Annotated in this window: 13 protein-coding genes; 10 read left to right on the top strand and 3 right to left on the bottom strand. The window is 74.3% G+C overall.

Annotation, left to right across the window (positions count from 1 at the left end; all coding sequences use genetic code 11):
• The first annotated feature begins 93 nt into the window (after nucleotides 1–93).
• Nucleotides 94–474: an OB-fold nucleic acid binding domain-containing protein gene (locus EFE23_RS01165; RefSeq protein WP_123239050.1), complete on the top strand. Its 381-nt coding sequence runs from the start codon at nucleotides 94–96 to the stop codon at nucleotides 472–474.
• A complete protein-coding gene (locus tag EFE23_RS01160) occupies nucleotides 471–1,151 on the top strand; it encodes a DUF3159 domain-containing protein (RefSeq protein ID WP_123238977.1) in 681 nt (226 codons plus the stop codon). Before EFE23_RS01165 ends, EFE23_RS01160 begins: the two co-directional genes overlap by 4 nt.
• Before the next feature lie 52 nt (nucleotides 1,152–1,203).
• On the opposite strand, the gene EFE23_RS01155 is transcribed toward EFE23_RS01160, so the two are convergent.
• Entirely contained in the window at nucleotides 1,204–1,893 is a 690-nt protein-coding gene (locus tag EFE23_RS01155) for a potassium channel family protein (protein ID WP_123238976.1), read from the bottom strand.
• 3 nt (nucleotides 1,894–1,896) lie between these two features.
• The gene (locus tag EFE23_RS01150) at nucleotides 1,897–2,562 is read right to left on the bottom strand and encodes a potassium channel family protein (RefSeq protein WP_123238975.1); all 666 of its coding nucleotides are present in this window, start codon (nucleotides 2,560–2,562) and stop codon (nucleotides 1,897–1,899) included.
• Between the two features lie 156 nt (nucleotides 2,563–2,718).
• Between EFE23_RS01150 and EFE23_RS01145 the strand changes: the two genes are divergently transcribed.
• The 6 genes from EFE23_RS01145 (at nucleotide 2,719) to EFE23_RS01120 (ending at nucleotide 10,033) form a co-directional block, all read left to right on the top strand.
• Complete coding sequence (locus EFE23_RS01145; protein WP_123238974.1) at nucleotides 2,719–4,788, top strand: APC family permease; 2,070 nt, start codon at nucleotides 2,719–2,721, stop codon at nucleotides 4,786–4,788.
• A complete protein-coding gene (locus EFE23_RS01140; RefSeq protein WP_123238973.1) occupies nucleotides 4,785–6,035 on the top strand; it encodes a class I SAM-dependent RNA methyltransferase in 1,251 nt (416 codons plus the stop codon). Before EFE23_RS01145 ends, EFE23_RS01140 begins: the two co-directional genes overlap by 4 nt.
• Nucleotides 6,036–6,080: 45 nt before the next feature.
• Nucleotides 6,081–7,274, top strand: coding sequence for an anhydro-N-acetylmuramic acid kinase (locus EFE23_RS01135; protein WP_123238972.1), 1,194 nt, complete (start codon nucleotides 6,081–6,083; stop codon nucleotides 7,272–7,274).
• Nucleotides 7,275–7,321: 47 nt separating this feature from the next.
• Nucleotides 7,322–9,268 carry a 1-deoxy-D-xylulose-5-phosphate synthase gene (gene dxs / locus EFE23_RS01130; RefSeq protein WP_123238971.1) on the top strand — a complete coding sequence of 649 codons (1,947 nt, stop codon included), beginning with the start codon at nucleotides 7,322–7,324 and terminating at the stop codon, nucleotides 9,266–9,268.
• Between the two features lie 112 nt (nucleotides 9,269–9,380).
• Nucleotides 9,381–9,635, top strand: a complete 255-nt coding sequence (locus EFE23_RS01125; protein ID WP_123238970.1) for a FitA-like ribbon-helix-helix domain-containing protein — start codon at nucleotides 9,381–9,383, stop codon at nucleotides 9,633–9,635.
• A complete protein-coding gene (locus EFE23_RS01120; RefSeq protein ID WP_123238969.1) occupies nucleotides 9,617–10,033 on the top strand; it encodes a type II toxin-antitoxin system VapC family toxin in 417 nt (138 codons plus the stop codon). The genes EFE23_RS01125 and EFE23_RS01120 overlap by 19 nt, the downstream gene beginning before the upstream one ends.
• Nucleotides 10,034–10,187: 154 nt before the next feature.
• Here EFE23_RS01120 and EFE23_RS01115 read toward each other — a convergent pair whose 3' ends face one another.
• Nucleotides 10,188–11,381: a hypothetical protein gene (locus tag EFE23_RS01115; RefSeq protein ID WP_123239049.1), complete on the bottom strand. Its 1,194-nt coding sequence runs from the start codon at nucleotides 11,379–11,381 to the stop codon at nucleotides 10,188–10,190.
• A 379-nt stretch (nucleotides 11,382–11,760) separates the two neighbouring features.
• Between EFE23_RS01115 and EFE23_RS01110 the strand changes: the two genes are divergently transcribed.
• Nucleotides 11,761–13,518, top strand: coding sequence for a DUF6311 domain-containing protein (locus EFE23_RS01110; RefSeq protein ID WP_233600817.1), 1,758 nt, complete (start codon nucleotides 11,761–11,763; stop codon nucleotides 13,516–13,518).
• The gene (locus EFE23_RS01105; RefSeq protein WP_123238967.1) at nucleotides 13,476–15,290 is read left to right on the top strand and encodes a DUF6311 domain-containing protein; all 1,815 of its coding nucleotides are present in this window, start codon (nucleotides 13,476–13,478) and stop codon (nucleotides 15,288–15,290) included. The genes EFE23_RS01110 and EFE23_RS01105 overlap by 43 nt, the downstream gene beginning before the upstream one ends.
• Nucleotides 15,291–15,308: the final 18 nt, after the last annotated feature.

Raw genomic sequence — 15,308 nt, 5'->3', positions numbered from 1 at the left:
GCGTCTCGGCGTACGCTGGCGGGACGGCCCCGGCGCTCCGCCGGGCCGAGTCAGCGCCGGGCGGACCGGGTGGAGAAGGGTGACGCGGAGGTCATGACGACCGACGAGAGCCGGGTGTCGCTCCGGCGGCTCCTGCATCGGCTCACCGCGAGCGAGTCCGAGATCGAGGCGCAGGAGCTGCGCCGGGAGAGCGCCCAGTCCGGCGGCATGCCGGCCCACCAGTGCAGCCGCGGCCAGGTGGTGTCGGTCGCCGGCCGGCTCCGCACGGTGGTCTACACGCCCCGGACGAACCTGCCGACCCTGGAGGCCGACCTCTACGACGGCAACGACGTGGTCACCCTGGTCTGGTTGGGCCGGCGGCACATCGCCGGGATCGAGCCGGGCCGGCACCTGACCGCCCGCGGCCGGGTGGCCGTCCGGGACGACCGCAAGGTGATCTACAACCCGTACTACGAGCTGGAGTCGCCGAAGTGACGACCGGACAGCACACCGATCCGGAGACCGGGCCGGCGGACGACGACCGGCTGCCCAGCATGGCCGAGCAGATGGCCGACCAGCTCGGCGGCTGGCGGGGCCTGGTCGAGTCGAGCATCCCCGTGGTGGTCTTCGTGATCGCCAACGTGCTGGGCGAGCTGCGCCCCGCGGTGATCGCCTCGGTGGCCGTGGCGCTGCTCATCGCAGGCCTGCGGCTGGTCCAGCGGCGGCCGGTCCGGCACGCCGTCAACGGCCTGGTCGGCATCGCCATCGGCGCGGCCATCGCCTGGCGGACCGGCGACGAGCGGGACTTCTACCTCCCCGGCATCCTCTACGGCATCGGCTACGGCCTGGCCCTGCTGCTGTCGGCGGCGATCCGGCAGCCCCTGGTGGGCTGGATCTGGTCGGTGCTGGTGGCCAAGGGCCGCTCGGAATGGCGGGACAATCCCCGGCTGGTCCGCACCTTCACCCAGCTCACCGTGCTCTGGGGCGTGGTGTGGCTGGCCAAGGTGGGCGTGCAGGCCGGTCTCTACCTGGCCCACCAGGACACCGCGCTGGGCGTGGCCCGGCTCGCCCTGGGCTACCCGCCGTACGCGCTGCTGCTGCTGATCACCGTCTGGACGGTGCGCCGGGTCACCCGGGAGACCGCCCCGTCGACGCCGCTGCCGGGCGCCTGAGCGCCGCACCGGCCCAGAGCCGGTGCGGCCGGCCGGGCGACCGGACCTGCGCTCAGGCCCGGTCGCGGGTGCGTTCGACGCTGTCCGGGCCGAGGATCACCCCGCGGACCTCGTCCTCCACCGCCGCCGTGCACACGAAGATCAGCTCGTCGCCGGCCTCGATCGGATCGTCCGGCGTGGGCACCAGCACCCGCTTGCCGCGCAGGATCGCCACCAGGGCGGCGTCCCGGGGGATCGGCACCGCGTGGATCGGCTGGCCCACGTACGGGGCGGTCGGCGGCAGGGTGATCTCGACCAGGTTCGCCTCGCCCTGGCGGAAGGTCATCAGCCGGACCAGGTCGCCGACCGTGACCGCCTCCTCGACCAGGGCGGCCATCACCCGCGGCTTGCTCACCGCCACGTCGACGCCCCACTGCTCGGTGAAGAGCCACTCGTTCTCCGCCCGGTTGACCCGGGCGACCACGCGGGGCACCGCGAACTCGGTCTTGGCCAGCAGGGACACCACCAGGTTGACCTTGTCGTCGCCGGTGGCGGCCACCACCACGTCGCAGCCGGAGAGGTTGGCCTCCTCCAGGCTGGCCAGCTCGCACGCGTCGGCGAGCACCCACTCGGCGGCCGGCACCCGGTCGGGCCGCAGCATCTTGGGCTGCCGCTCGATCAGCATCACCTGGTGCCCGTTGTCGATCAGCTCCTGGGCGATCGACCGGCCCACGTTGCCGGCGCCCGCGATGGCGATCCGCATCGCTCAGTGCCCTCCTTCCGGCGGCGCCGCCGCCACCGAGGTGACCGACCCGATGATGTCGTCGGTCACCAGCATGAAGACCTGGTCGCCCTCCTGCACCACGCTGGAGGCGGTGGGCAGGGTGCCGATCCCGAACCGGATGAGGTACGCCACCCGGGCACCCGCGGCGTCCTCGAGTTGCCGCAGCGACCGGCCGATCCAGTCCTTGTGCACCGGCACCTCGATGATCGACACGGTGCTGGTCGGGTCCCGGAAGATCTCCACGTTGCCCTCGGGGACCAGGTGCCGCAGCATCCGGTCGGCGGTCCACCGGACGGTGGCCACGGTGGGGATGCCGAGGCGCTCGTAGACCTGCGCGCGGCGCTGGTCGTAGATCCGGGCGGCCACCCGGGAGACGCCGAAGGTCTCCCGCGCCAGCCGGGCCGAGATGATGTTGGAGTTGTCGCCGCTGGAGACCGCCGCGAAGGCGTCGGCACGCTCGATGCCGGCCTGGCGCAGCACCTCGCCGTCGAAGCCGGCGCCGGTGACGGTGATGCCGGCGAAGTCCGGGCCGAGACGGCGGAACGCGTCCGCGTCCTGGTCGATCACCGCCACCGAGTGCCCCCGGGACTCCAGGCTGTGCGCCAGGGTCGACCCGACCCGGCCGCAGCCCATGATCACGACATGCACGGTCCGCTCCTCCCACGGTGCCGCCTGCTGGCCCGTCGTCTGCGAGCCTGCCACGTCCCCACCGCCGGCGGGGGATCGACCGTACCGCGCGGGCAGACCCGAGGGTGATCAGGCACCCCCGGCGTCCGGCCCGTGGTGGTCGTACTCTTGGCGGTTGTGGCCCGACCCACCTCGCTGCTGAAGCGACTCCTCCTCGGTCGACCGTTCCGGTCCGACCGTCTCCAGCACACCCTCCTGCCGAAGCGCATCGCGCTGCCGGTCTTCGCCTCCGACGCCCTCTCCAGCGTGGCGTACGCCCCGGACGAGATCCTGCTGACGCTCTCCATCGCGGGCGCGTCGGCGTTCCTCTTGTCCCCGTGGATCGCCCTCGCGGTGGTCGTGGTGATGCTCACGGTGGTGGCGAGCTACCGGCAGAACGTGCACGCCTACCCCTCGGGCGGCGGCGACTACGAGGTGGCCACGGTCAACCTCGGGCCCCGCGCCGGCCTCGCCGTGGCCAGCGCGCTGCTGGTCGACTACGTGCTCACCGTCGCCGTCTCGGTCTCCTCGGGGGTGGCGAACCTCGGCTCGGTGGTGCCCTTCGTGGCCACCCACAAGGTGCTCATCGCGGTCAGCGCGGTGGTGCTGCTCACCGCGATGAACCTGCGCGGCCTGCGCGAGTCGGGCACCGCCTTCGCCGTCCCCACCTACGGCTTCGTGATCGTCATCGGCGGCATGCTGCTCACCGGCGTGGTCCGGATCTTCGTGCTCGGCCACGACCTGCACGCCCCGAGCGCCGGGTTGGAGATCAGGGCCGAGCACAGCGTCACCGGTTTCGCGCTGGTCTTCCTGCTGCTGCGGACCTTCTCCTCCGGCTGTGCCGCGCTCACCGGGGTGGAGGCGATCTCCAACGGCGTACCGGCGTTCAAGACGCCGAAGTCGAAGAACGCGGCGACCACCCTGCTGCTGCTCGGCACCATCGCGGTGAGCATGCTGGTCGGCATCATCCTGCTGGCGCGGCGGACCGGCCTCCAGTTCGTCGAGAGTCCGTCCCAGATCATCTCCGGGCCGCCGGGGTACGTGCAGAAGACCGTCACCGCGCAGCTCGGCGAGACCGTCTTCGGCAACGGCTCGGTGCTGCTCTACGTGGTGGCCGCCATGACGGCGCTGATCCTCTTCCTGGCCGCCAACACCGCCTTCAACGGCTTCCCGGTGCTCGGCTCGATCCTGGCCCAGGACCGTTACCTGCCCCGCCAGCTGCACACCCGGGGCGACCGGCTGGCCTTCTCCAACGGCATCGTCTTCCTCGCCGTCGCCGCCGTGGTGCTGATCGTCGGCTTCCAGGCCGAGGTCACCCGGCTGATCCAGCTCTACATCGTCGGGGTGTTCGTCTCGTTCACCCTGTCGCAGGCCGGCATGATCCGGCACTGGAACCGGCACCTGCGTACCGAGCGGGATCCGGAGGCGCGGCGGCGGATGATCCGCTCGCGGGCGATCAACACGTTCGGCATGGCGATGACCGGGGTGGTGCTGGTCATCGTCCTGATCACCAAGTTCCTGCTCGGCGCGTGGATCGCGATCGCCGCGATGGCGCTGATCTACGTGCTCATGCTGGCCATCCGCCGGCACTACGACCGGGTCGCCGCCGAGCTGGAGCCGACCGAGCAGCGGGCCGTGCTGCCCGCCCGCAACCACGCCATCGTGCTGGTCAGCAAGCTGCACCAGCCGACCCTGCGGGCCGTCGCGTACGCCCGGGCGACCCGGCCGGACACCCTGACCGCGGTCACCGTGAACGTCGACGACAAGGACACCCGGGACCTCCAGGCCGACTGGGAGCGGCGCGAGCTGCCGGTGCCGCTCACCGTGATCGACTCCCCGTACCGGGAGATCACCCGGCCGATCCTCAACTTCGTCGCCTCGGTCCGCCGGGAGTCGCCCCGCGACGTGGTCACCGTCTTCATCCCCGAGTACGTGGTGGGCCGCTGGTGGGAGAACCTGCTGCACAACCAGAGCGCGCTGCGGCTCAAGGGCCGGCTGCTGTTCGAGCCGGGCGTGATGGTGACCAGCGTCCCGTGGCAGCTCGCCTCGACCGCCAGCAAGAACCTGGACCGGCTGGACGCCACGCTCAGCCGGGGACCGGCGCGCGGGCCCCGGGTGGCCCCGCGCAGCACCCTGCCGCCGGCCGTGCCGCCGGTGGTCTCCGCCCCGCCCGGCGAGAGCGGCCCGACCACCGGGGACCGGACGTGACCGCGCCCGCCGACGCCCGGCGCGGGCTGGAGGAGGCGGAGCGGGTCGAGCTGACCGTGGACGCGGTCGCCCCCGGCGGGCACTGCGTGGCCCGGGTGGACGGCCAGGTGGTCTTCGTCCGGCACGCGCTGCCCAGCGAGCGGGTGGTCGCCGAGGTGACCGAGCTGCACCGGGGGTTCGCCCGGGCCGACGCGGTGGAGATCCTCACCGCCTCCCCGGACCGGGTCGAGCCGCCCTGCCCGTACGCGCGGCCGGGCCGCTGCGGCGGCTGCGACCTGCAGCACGTCGCCCCCGAGGCGCAGCTGCGCTGGAAGGCGGCCGTGGTGCGCGAGCAGCTCACCCGGCTCGGCGGATTCACCGACGCCCAGGTGGACGCGCTGGGCGTCCGGGTCGAGGCGCTGCCCGGCGGGTCGCTGGGCTGGCGCTCCCGGGTCCGGTACGCCGTCGACGGCGCCGGCCGGGCAGGCCTGCTCAAGCACCGCTCGCACGAGGTGGTGCCGGTGGACCGCTGCCTGATCGCCCACCCGGCCCTGCAGGAACTGCCGGTGCTCGCCCCCGGTGGGGCGCGCTGGCCGGACGCCGACGCCGTCGAGACGGTCGCCTCATCGGGCGGGGACGTCAGCGTGACCGCGTACGCCGACGGGGTGCCCGCCCCGGTCAGCGGCCCGCAGCGGGTCCGCGAGGTGGCCGCCGGCCGGGACTGGACGCTGCCCGCGTCCGGCTTCTGGCAGGTCCACCCGGCCGCGGCGGACACCCTGGTCGGCGCGGTCCTCGACCTGCTCGACCCGCGGCCCGGCGAGACCGCCTGGGACCTGTACGGCGGCGCGGGACTGTTCGCCGCGGCGCTCGCCGGCCGGGTCGGCGACGCCCGGGTCACCCTGGTCGAGTCGGCGCCCGAGGGCGTGGCGGCGGCCCGGGAGAACCTGTCGGACCTGCCCCGGGTGGAGGTGGTGGCGGCCCGGGTGGAGGCCGCCCTGGCCCGCCGCCGGGTCACCGGCCCGGTCGACCTTGTGGTGCTCGACCCGCCCCGCTCCGGCGCGGGCGCGGCGGTGGTCCGGCAGATCGCCGCCGCCGGTCCGCGGGCGGTGGCGTACGTGGCCTGCGACCCGGCCGCCTTCGCCCGGGACGTGCACACCTTCACCGGGCTGGGCTGGCGGCTGACCGCGCTGCGTGGCTTCGACCTGTTCCCGATGACCCAGCACGTCGAGCTGGTCGGTCTGTTCCTCCCGCCCGTGGCCGGGTGTTAGGAAGGGGCCCTTCCTCTACCGCAGGCGTTAAGAAGGGGCCCTTCCTTGCGAATCGTCGGGCTGATGTCGGGCACCTCGTACGACGGGGTGGACGTGGTGGCGGCCGAGTTCACCCGGGACGGGGAGACGCTGCGGCTGCGCCCGCTCGGGCACCGCGGCCTCGACTACGACGACGCGCTGCGCGCCGCGATCGGGGCGCTGCTGCCCCCGGCGGCCACCACCATCGAGGCGGTCTGCCGGCTCGACAACCGGCTCGGCGAGGTCTTCGCCGAGGCGGCGGCGACCGGCGTCGAGCTGGCCGGCGGCGCGGTCGACGCGGTGGTGTCGCCGGGGCAGACCGTCTTCCACTGGGTCGAGGCGGGCCGGGCCCGGGGCACCCTCCAGCTCGGCGCGCCGGCCCGGGTGGCGGCGCGGGTCGGCGTACCGGTGCTGCACGACCTGCGCTCGGCGGACGTCGCGGCCGGCGGCCAGGGCGCGCCGCTGGTGCCGGCCTTCGACGCGCTGCTGCTCGACCCGGCCACCGCCTCGCGCGCCGCGCGAGGCTCGGGCGGCACCGCCCCGCGTGCCGCACTCAATCTCGGCGGGGTCGCCAACCTCACCGTGGTCGCCCCCGGCGCGCCCGTCCTCGGGTACGACGTGGGGCCGGCCAACGCCCTGCTGGACGCCGCCGCCCGGCGCCTCCTCGGCCGCCCCTGTGACCTCGACGGGGCCCGCGCGGCGGCCGGCCGGGTGCACCCGGGGCTGCTGGCGTCGCTGCTCGCCGAGCCGTACTACGCCGCGCCGCCGCCCAAGTCCACCGGCAAGGAGCTGTTCCACGCCGGCTACCTGGACGACCGGCTGGCCGCCCTGGGCGAGCCGGTGGACGCCGACGATGTGCTCGCCACCCTCACCGAGCTGACCGCCCGGACGGTCGCGGACGCCTGCGACCGGCATGGCGTGACCGAGGTGGTCGCGGCCGGCGGCGGGGTGCGTAATCCCACTCTGCGCGGCCGGCTGGCGGCGCTGGGGGAGGGGCGCTGGCGGCTGCGCACCACCGACGAGCTGGGGGTGCCGGCGCAGGCCAAGGAGGCGTACGCGTTCGCCCTGCTGGGCTGGCTCTCCTGGCACGGGCTGCCGGGGGCGATCCCGTCGGTGACCGGCGCCACCCGGGCGGCCGTGCTGGGCTCCTGGACGCCGGCCGGCCCGGCCCGGGCGGCGGCCCCGCCGGCCCCGCCGCGCCGGCTGGTGATCGACTCCTGATCCGGGTCGGGCTGCGGGCTGTGGGACGGCCGATAGACTCTCTCGTCATGAGTGTTGAAGAGGGCACGGCCAACCACGGCCGGCTGCTGGGCACCGTCCGCGGTCCGCAGGACGTGAAGCGGATGACGGCCGAGCAACTGGACATCCTCGCCGCCGAGATCCGTGACTTCCTGATCGCCAAGGTCTCCCGCACCGGCGGGCACATCGGCCCCAACCTGGGCGTCGTCGAGCTGACCCTGGCGATGCACCGGGTCTTCGACTCGCCGCGCGACCGGCTCCTGTTCGACACCGGCCACCAGGCCTACGTACACAAGATCATCACCGGCCGGCAGGAGGGCTTCGACAAGCTCCGCCAGCGCGGTGGCCTCTCCGGCTACCCCAACCAGGCGGAGAGCGAGCACGACCTGATTGAGAATTCGCACGCCTCCACCGCCCTGTCCTACGCCGACGGGCTGGCCAAGGCGTACGCGCTGCGCGGCGAGAAGCGGGCCGTGGTGGCTGTGGTCGGCGACGGCGCGCTGACCGGCGGCATGTGCTGGGAGGCGCTGAACAACATCGCCACCGCCGGCAACCCCCTCGTCATCGTGGTCAACGACAACGGCCGGTCCTACTCGCCGACCATCGGCGGCCTCGCCGACCACCTGTCGTCGCTGCGGCTCAACCCCGGCTACGAGAAGGTGCTCGACACCGTCAAGGACGCGCTCGGCAACACCCCGTTCGTCGGCAAGCCGATGTACGAGGTGCTGCACGCGGTCAAGAAGGGCATCAAGGACGCGGTCGCCCCGCAGGCCATGTTCGAGGACCTCGGCATCAAGTACGTCGGCCCGGTCGACGGCCACGACGTCGCCGCGGTGGAGTCGGCGCTGCGCGCCGCGAAGAACTTCGGCGGCCCGGTGATAGTGCACGCGGTCACCCGCAAGGGCTACGGCTACCGCCCGGCCGAGGAGGACGAGGCGGACTGCCTGCACGGCCCCGGCGCCTTCGACGTCGAGACCGGTCAGCTGGTCGCCGCGCCGTCGGTGAAGTGGACCCACGTCTTCGCCGACGAGCTGGTCAAGATCGCCGACGAGCGGCCGGACGTGGTCGGCATCACGGCCGCGATGGCCGAGCCCACCGGCATCGCCACCCTGGCCCGCAAGTACCCGGAGCGGGTGTACGACGTGGGCATCGCCGAGCAGCACGCGGCCACCTCGGCGGCCGGCCTCGCGATGGGCGGCCTGCACCCGGTGGTCGCCGTCTACGCCACCTTCCTCAACCGCGCCTTCGACCAGGTCCTGCTGGACGTGGCGATGCACAAGCTGCCGGTCACCTTCGTGCTGGACCGGGCCGGCATCACCGGCCCGGACGGGCCGAGCCACTACGGCATCTGGGACATGTCGGTCTTCGGCGTGGTGCCCGGGCTCCGGATCGCCGCGCCCCGCGACTCCGCCAGCCTCCGCGAGGAGCTGCGCGAGGCGCTGGCCGTGGACGACGGCCCGACCATCCTGCGCTTCCCGACCGGCACGGTCGCCGCCGACCTGCCGGCCGTCCGCCGGGTCGGCGCGGTCGACGTGCTGGCCGAGACGGCGCGTACCGACGTGCTGCTGGTCGCGGTGGGCTCGTTCGCCGGGCTCGGCATGGAGGTCGCCGCCCGGGTCGCCGAGCAGGGCTACGGCGTCACCGTGGTCGACCCGCGCTGGGTCCGCCCGGTCCCGGCCGAGCTGGTCGAGCTGGCCGCCGCGCACCGGCTCGTGGTCACCGTCGAGGACGGGGTCCGGGTCGGCGGCGTGGGCGACGCGCTCGGCCAGGCCATGCGGGACGCCGACGTCCGGGTGCCGCTGAAGGACCTGGGCGTGCCGGCCGACTGGCACCCGCACGGCACCCGCGCCCAGATCCTCGCCGACCTGGGGCTCACCGCGCAGGACGTGGCCCGCGACGTCACCGGCTGGATCTCCGGCCTGGACGCCGCGCCGGTCGACCCGCACCAGGCCGACGAGGCCGCCGCCAAGAACTGACGCTCATCCGGCACGGGCGGCCTCGCACCAGCGGGGCCGCCCGTCCCGTTCGGGTGTGGCGGACACGCGTTTTTCCTCGACGGAGGACCTGCGGTGCATGCATAATGAATGCATGGTTGCCCTGCAAATCCGTGACGTACCGGAAGAGGTTCGGGACGCTCTGGCCGCCCAGGCCAAGGCGCGTGGCCAGTCGCTGCAGGCATATCTACTGGAACTGGTCGAGACGCAGGCCCGACGTTTGCGCAACACCGCACTGCTCGATCGCTTCGCCGGCAGGTCCGACGGCGCGCGCTCCCTCCCCGGAGAGAGTGCCGCCGAGCTTGCAGACGATCGGGAGCGGCGCGGTACCTGGGGAGACGCGGCGTGATCGTCGTTGACGCGTCGGTACTCGCCGACGCCTTGGTCGACGACGGTCCGGTCGGGGATGCGGCGCGGGCCGAGTTGACCAAGGATCCGCACTGGGCCGCGCCTGGTCACCTCCTGGTCGAGGTCATGTCCGTCATCCGGGGCAAGACCCTCGGGGGGAAGCTCCACCTCTCCCGGGCTCAGGAGGCGGTCGAGACGCTGCCGTCGTTGGTCATCGACGAGGTCAACGCCGCGCTGCTGCTCGACCGGATGTGGCAGCTACGCGGCAACGTCACGGCGTACGACGCGGCGTACGTCGCGGCAGCGGAAATGCTGGCCTGTCCGCTCGTGACCGGTGATGGCCGGCTCGCGAAGGTGAACGGTGTCCGCTGCGAGATACGGCTGGTCGGCGCCGCCTGACACCGCGCCCGGCCCAGCCTCGGTTGGAGCCCGTTCCGGCGGTCGGTCGTCGAGCTGCCGGAATGAGCAGGTGCTCGGCCACCAGGTCGGGGAGGTGGCGGGGTCGTGGTCAGGTGGATGCCGCCACCTCGCCGAGCTGGCGACCAACATTGGGTCAGCGCCCACCCACCGACCGGTACCAGGTCTTCTCCGTGCCGGCGAGGCTGAAGGTCTGCTTGCGGTCGGGCTGGGGGACCACCACGAGGCCCGGGCGCTCCACCAGCCGCTGGGTGCCCGGTGGGGCGGCGAACGAGGCGTCCCGGTTGTTCCGCCAGCTCAGCACCGCGACGGGCTGCCCGGGCACCGGCAGGTAGTACGCCTGGAGGGTGGTGGACCGGTCGGCGGGGGAGAGCACCGGGGCCGCGCCGTCGGCCGGGCGGTAGACCACGGCGGTCATCGTGCCGGTGGCACTCTCCCAGGTCAGCTGCTCCAGGTCACCCGGCTCGCCGCCGCCCAGCGTGACCTCGCCCAGCGACCGCACGGCGATCTTCGCCATCGGCCAGGACTCCGGCACGGACCGGGGCGCGTTCCGGTCGCCGATCCGGCGCGGCACGCTGCCGAACGGCCCCTGCGGGCCGGCGAGCTGGCAGGTGTCCAGGCCGGTCAGCGCCCGCTTGCCGGAGCCCGTCTCGTCGCGTACCAGGGGGTAGCGGGGGTCGGCGGTGGCCGTACCCAGGTCGAGGACGCGGTCCGCGGCCCGGCCGCGCGGCAGCGACCGGGTGGCCCGCAGCGTCGCGGTCAGCTCCACCGCCCGGCAGGGCGGCACGGCGACCGGCTCGGTGACGCCGTCGGTGGTGGCCAGCGTCCGCCCGTCCGGGCCGAGCAGCCGCTGCACCCGGGCTGAGGTGAGGTAGCGGCGGCCCTCCGCCGTCCGGACCGGCAGCACGTCGGAGTAGACCAGGTAGCCGGGGTCGGTGTACTCGGCGGCGTGGTCGACCCGCCAGCGGTCCCCGTCGCGGCCGAGTTGCAGCAGCCAGGAGGCGCTCTCGCCGGGCACGTCGGCGGCGACCAGGGCCAGCGGGGCGCCGGCGACCTCGCCGGCGAAGAGGATGCCCGAGGACGGCAGGTGCGCCCGGTCGTCGACCGGTGAGCGCCAGCTCCGGACGGCCGAGGCGATCCCGGCGGTCGCGGCCCCGTCCGCGGCCAGGCCGCCGCGCGCCGGCCAGACGGTGAGCGGCCCGTCCAGGCTGTCGTAGCCGACCCGCAGGTCCGCGGACTGCCGTCCGGCGACCGGCCCGCAGCCGGTCGTGGCCAGCAGCAGGATGAGCAGCGCGGTGGCCGTCGTGCCGCGGTGGCGGACTGAAACCACCTGTACGCCCCCGATCCGGTCGTTTTCGCGAAGCCACATGGTACGAGACGCGCGGCGCTCCGCCCGCAACCGCCTCACCCTTCCGGAAGCGACCACAGAGGACAGCGGTGCGCCTTTCGTGGCCATTTTTCGGCTCCGGTAGACTCCGCCGACTGTGACGCCTGCCGAGCCCCGTGGCGACTCGCCGCCGGACACCGACGCCCCGACGGGCTCCGCCTCCGTCACCACCGTCGCCCCGACCGCCCCCGGGCCGCCCGCCGTCCCGGCGCCCACCACCGCGCCCGAACCGGCCCCGACCGACACCACCGCACTCGGCGGGGCCGACGCCGCCGCACCTGGCAAAACCGACGCCGCACCGGTCAGGTCCGCCGGCCGCCCGGTGGTCCGGCGGCGCCGGCGCTGGACCCTGCGCCGGATCGACCTCGCGGTGCACGCCGTCTTCCTGCTCGCCGCGCTCTGGGTGACCAGCGGGATGTGGGTCGACCCCGCCGGCCGGGTGGCGGCCCTCTACAGCAGCGATCCGGCGCAGGTGCAGTTCTTCCTCGCCCACTCGGTCCGCGTGGTGCTGCACGGCGAGTTCCCGTTCTACACCGACCAGTTCAACTATCCGGACGGGGTCAACCTGATGGCGAACACGGCCATCCTGGCCCTCGGCATCCCGATGGTGCCGGTCACCCTCCTGTTCGGACCGGCGGTCTCCTTCGTCACCCTGGTCACGCTGGGCCTGGCCGGCACGGCCGCGGCCTGGTACCGGGTGCTCTCCCGGCACGTGGTCCGGCTCCGGCTGGCCGCCGCGGTCGGCGCCTGGTTCTGCGGGTTCTCGCCGGCGATGCTCTCGCACGCCAACTGGCACCCCAACATCATCTCCCAGTTCCTACTGCCGTTCATCGTCTGGCGGGTGCTGGTGCTGACCCGCTCCACCCGCCCGGTCCGCGACGGCGCGCTGCTCGCCCTGCTGGTCACCGGGCAGGCGTTCATCAACGAGGAGATCCTGCTCTTCACCGCGCTGGCCTGCGGCGTGTTCCTGCTCGCCGTGCTCGTCCAGCGGCGCGACCTCTGGGCCGCCGCGTGGCGTCCCCTCGGCACCGGACTGGCGGTCTGCGCGGTGCTCGCCGGGGCGCTGCTGGCGTACCCGCTCCAGGTGCAGTTCGCCGGGCCGATGGCGTACCACGGGCTCAGCGACACCGTGCGCGACTACGGCAACGACATCGCCGCGTTCTTCGCGCCCGGCTCGACCACCCTGGGCGGCAACGAGCGGGCCAACGTCAACCTGGCCCCGAACTACTCCGAGGAGAACGCCTTCTTCGGCTGGAGCCTGTCCCTGCTCACCGTCGGCATCGTGGTCTGGTTGCACCGGGAGGTGCTGGTCCGGGCACTCGCCGTGACCGGGGCGCTCTTCGCGGTGCTCTCGCTCGGCGAGCGGGTGTCCTGGTGGGACCGGGACCTGTTCACCGGGCCGTGGGAGCTGCTGGTCCACCTGCCGCTGCTGGACGCGGTGGTGCCCACCCGGTTCGGCCTGATCACCGGCGTGGTCATCGGCGTGCTGTTGGCGTTCGCCGTCGAGCGGGCCGCCGCGCTGCGGGTGCCCGACCGGCGGACCATCCGGATCGTGACCGTCGCCGGCCTGGTGCTCGCGCTGCTGCCGATCGCGCCGATGCCGTTGCAGGTCACCAGCCGTCCGCCGGTACCGAAGTTCATCACCGCCGACCGCTGGCGGCAGTACGTCGGGCCGGATCAGACCCTGGTGTCGGTGCCGGTGCCGAGCATGGGCAACACCGACCCGATGCGCTGGGCGGCCAGCACCGACCTGGCCTTCAAGATCCCCGGTGGCTACTTCCTCGCCCCGCGCAACGGCGTCACCGGCGACCCGGGCCGGTTCGGCGGGCGCCCGAGCGGCATCGGCGACCTGCTGGAGGAGGTCGCGGCCACCGGGCGTACGCCGAAGCTGGACGACCGGCAGCGCCGCCGCTTCCTCGACGAGCTGCGCCACTGGCGGGCCGCCATCGTCGTGCTGCCGCTGAACGAGCCGAACGCCGAGCCGCTGCGCCGGAGCGTCGAGCAGCTGCTCGGCCCGGCCCGGCAGGAGCTGGACGTGTGGTTGTGGGACGTCCGGACACTGACCAGCCAGTCGGCCTGAGCCCGGCCGCCCCGTCGGGCCTCGTGCCGGCGGCCGACGACGGCCCGGGACGGCGCGACCGCCGGCGATGGCCGCGCCCGGTCGACGCGCTGGTCGTCGCCGGCTACCTCGGCCTGGCCGCCGCGCTCACCGCCGGCCAGTGGGGCCGCCCCGACCGGCTGTTCCACCAGGCCGGTGACCAGATCCTCTTCGAATGGATGCTGGCCCACGCGGCCCGGGCGGTGACCGGCGGGGAGAACCTGCTCTACAGCACCGCCCTGAACGCCCCGGACGGGGTCAACCTGATGGCCAACACGTCGGTGCTCGGACTGGGTGTGCCGCTCGCCCCGGTCACCCTGCTCGGCGGCCCCCAGGCGGCCTTCATCGTCGCCGTGGTGGCCTGCCTGGCCGGCACCGCCACCGCCTGGTACGCGCTGCTGGCCCGCCGCCTGGTCCGGTCCCGGCCCGCCGCGGCGGTCGGCGGCCTGTTCTGCGGGTTCGCCCCCGGCATGGTGGCCCAGGCGGGGGCGCACCTGCACATGGCCGCCCAGTTCCTGGTGCCGGTGATCCTCGCGCTGGTGTTCCGGCCGCGCACCGACCGGATCCGGCGGGACGGGGTGCTGCTCGGGCTGGCCGTCGCGTACCAGGTCTTCCTCGGCGAGGAGGTGCTGGTCCTGCTCACCCTCGCCGCCGGGGTGTTCGCCGGGACGTACGCGCTGGCCGACCGGGCCGGGGCGCGCCGACTGGCGCCCGCAGTGGCCCGCCGGCTCGGCGTCGGGGCGCTGGTCGCCGGGGTGCTGCTGGCGTACCCGCTGTGGTTCCAGTTCCACGGCCCGGGCCACTACAGCGGGATGCCGTTCCACACCCGAAGCTTCCGGCTCGACGCGGCCTCGTTCACCGCCGCCGCCCGGCAGAGCGTCGCCGGGGACGGCTACCGGGCGGGGCTGCTGTCGCCGAATCCGACCGAGCAGAATTCCTACTTCGGGCCGTTCCTGCCGCTGCTGGCCGTGCTGGTGGTGGTCCGGCTGGGGCGGCGGCCCCTGGTCCGTGCCCTGGCCGCCTGCGGGGTGCTCTTCGCGCTGCTCTCGCTCGGCACCACGATCGTGGTGAACCGGCACGACACCGGGCTGCCCGGGCCGTACCGGCTGCTCGCCGGGGTGCCGCTGCTCGACCTGGTGGTGCCGGCCCGGTTCGCGCTGGTCTGCGTACCGGTGCTCGGGGTGCTGCTGGCCCTCGCCCTGGACCGGGTCCGTCTGCGCGTCGTCCGGACCTGGGCGCCATGGGCCGGCGCGGTCGCCGCCGCGCTGCTGCCGCTGGCCCCGACGCCGATCCGGACCGTGCCGGCCGCGCCGGTGCCGGCCTTCGTCGCCGGCGGCGACTGGCGGGGGTACGTCCCACCCGGACGGACACTGGTGCCCGTGCCCCCGGTGACCGGGGCCGCGGTGAGCCCGGGCACCCTCTGGTCGGCCCGCACCCTGCTGGCCTTCGACGCGCCCGGCGGCTACTTCATCGGCCCGCGGGGAGTGGACGACCCGACCGCCCGCTGGGGCGCCCCGGACCGCCCCACCTCGGTGCTGCTGCGCCGGGCCGCCGAGACCGGCCAGGTGCCGCCGGTCGGCGAGGTGGAACGCCGCCAGGCGGTCGAGGATCTGCGGCACTGGCGGGCGGCGGTGCTGGTGCAGGCCGCGTCGTCCCCCGGCGACCCGGTCCGGGCCACGGTGGACGCCCTGGTCGGCCCCGGCCGGGACGTGCCCGGCGCACACATCTGGGACGTCCGCCCCCTCCTCGGCTGAACGGCGAGGCGCGGTGGC

The organism is Micromonospora solifontis (assembly GCF_003725545.1).
GTDB classification, from domain to species: Bacteria; Actinomycetota; Actinomycetes; order Mycobacteriales; family Micromonosporaceae; genus Micromonospora; species Micromonospora solifontis.
The sequence above is the reverse complement of the archived record's forward strand: the minus strand, read 5'-3'. Positions and strand labels throughout refer to the sequence as shown.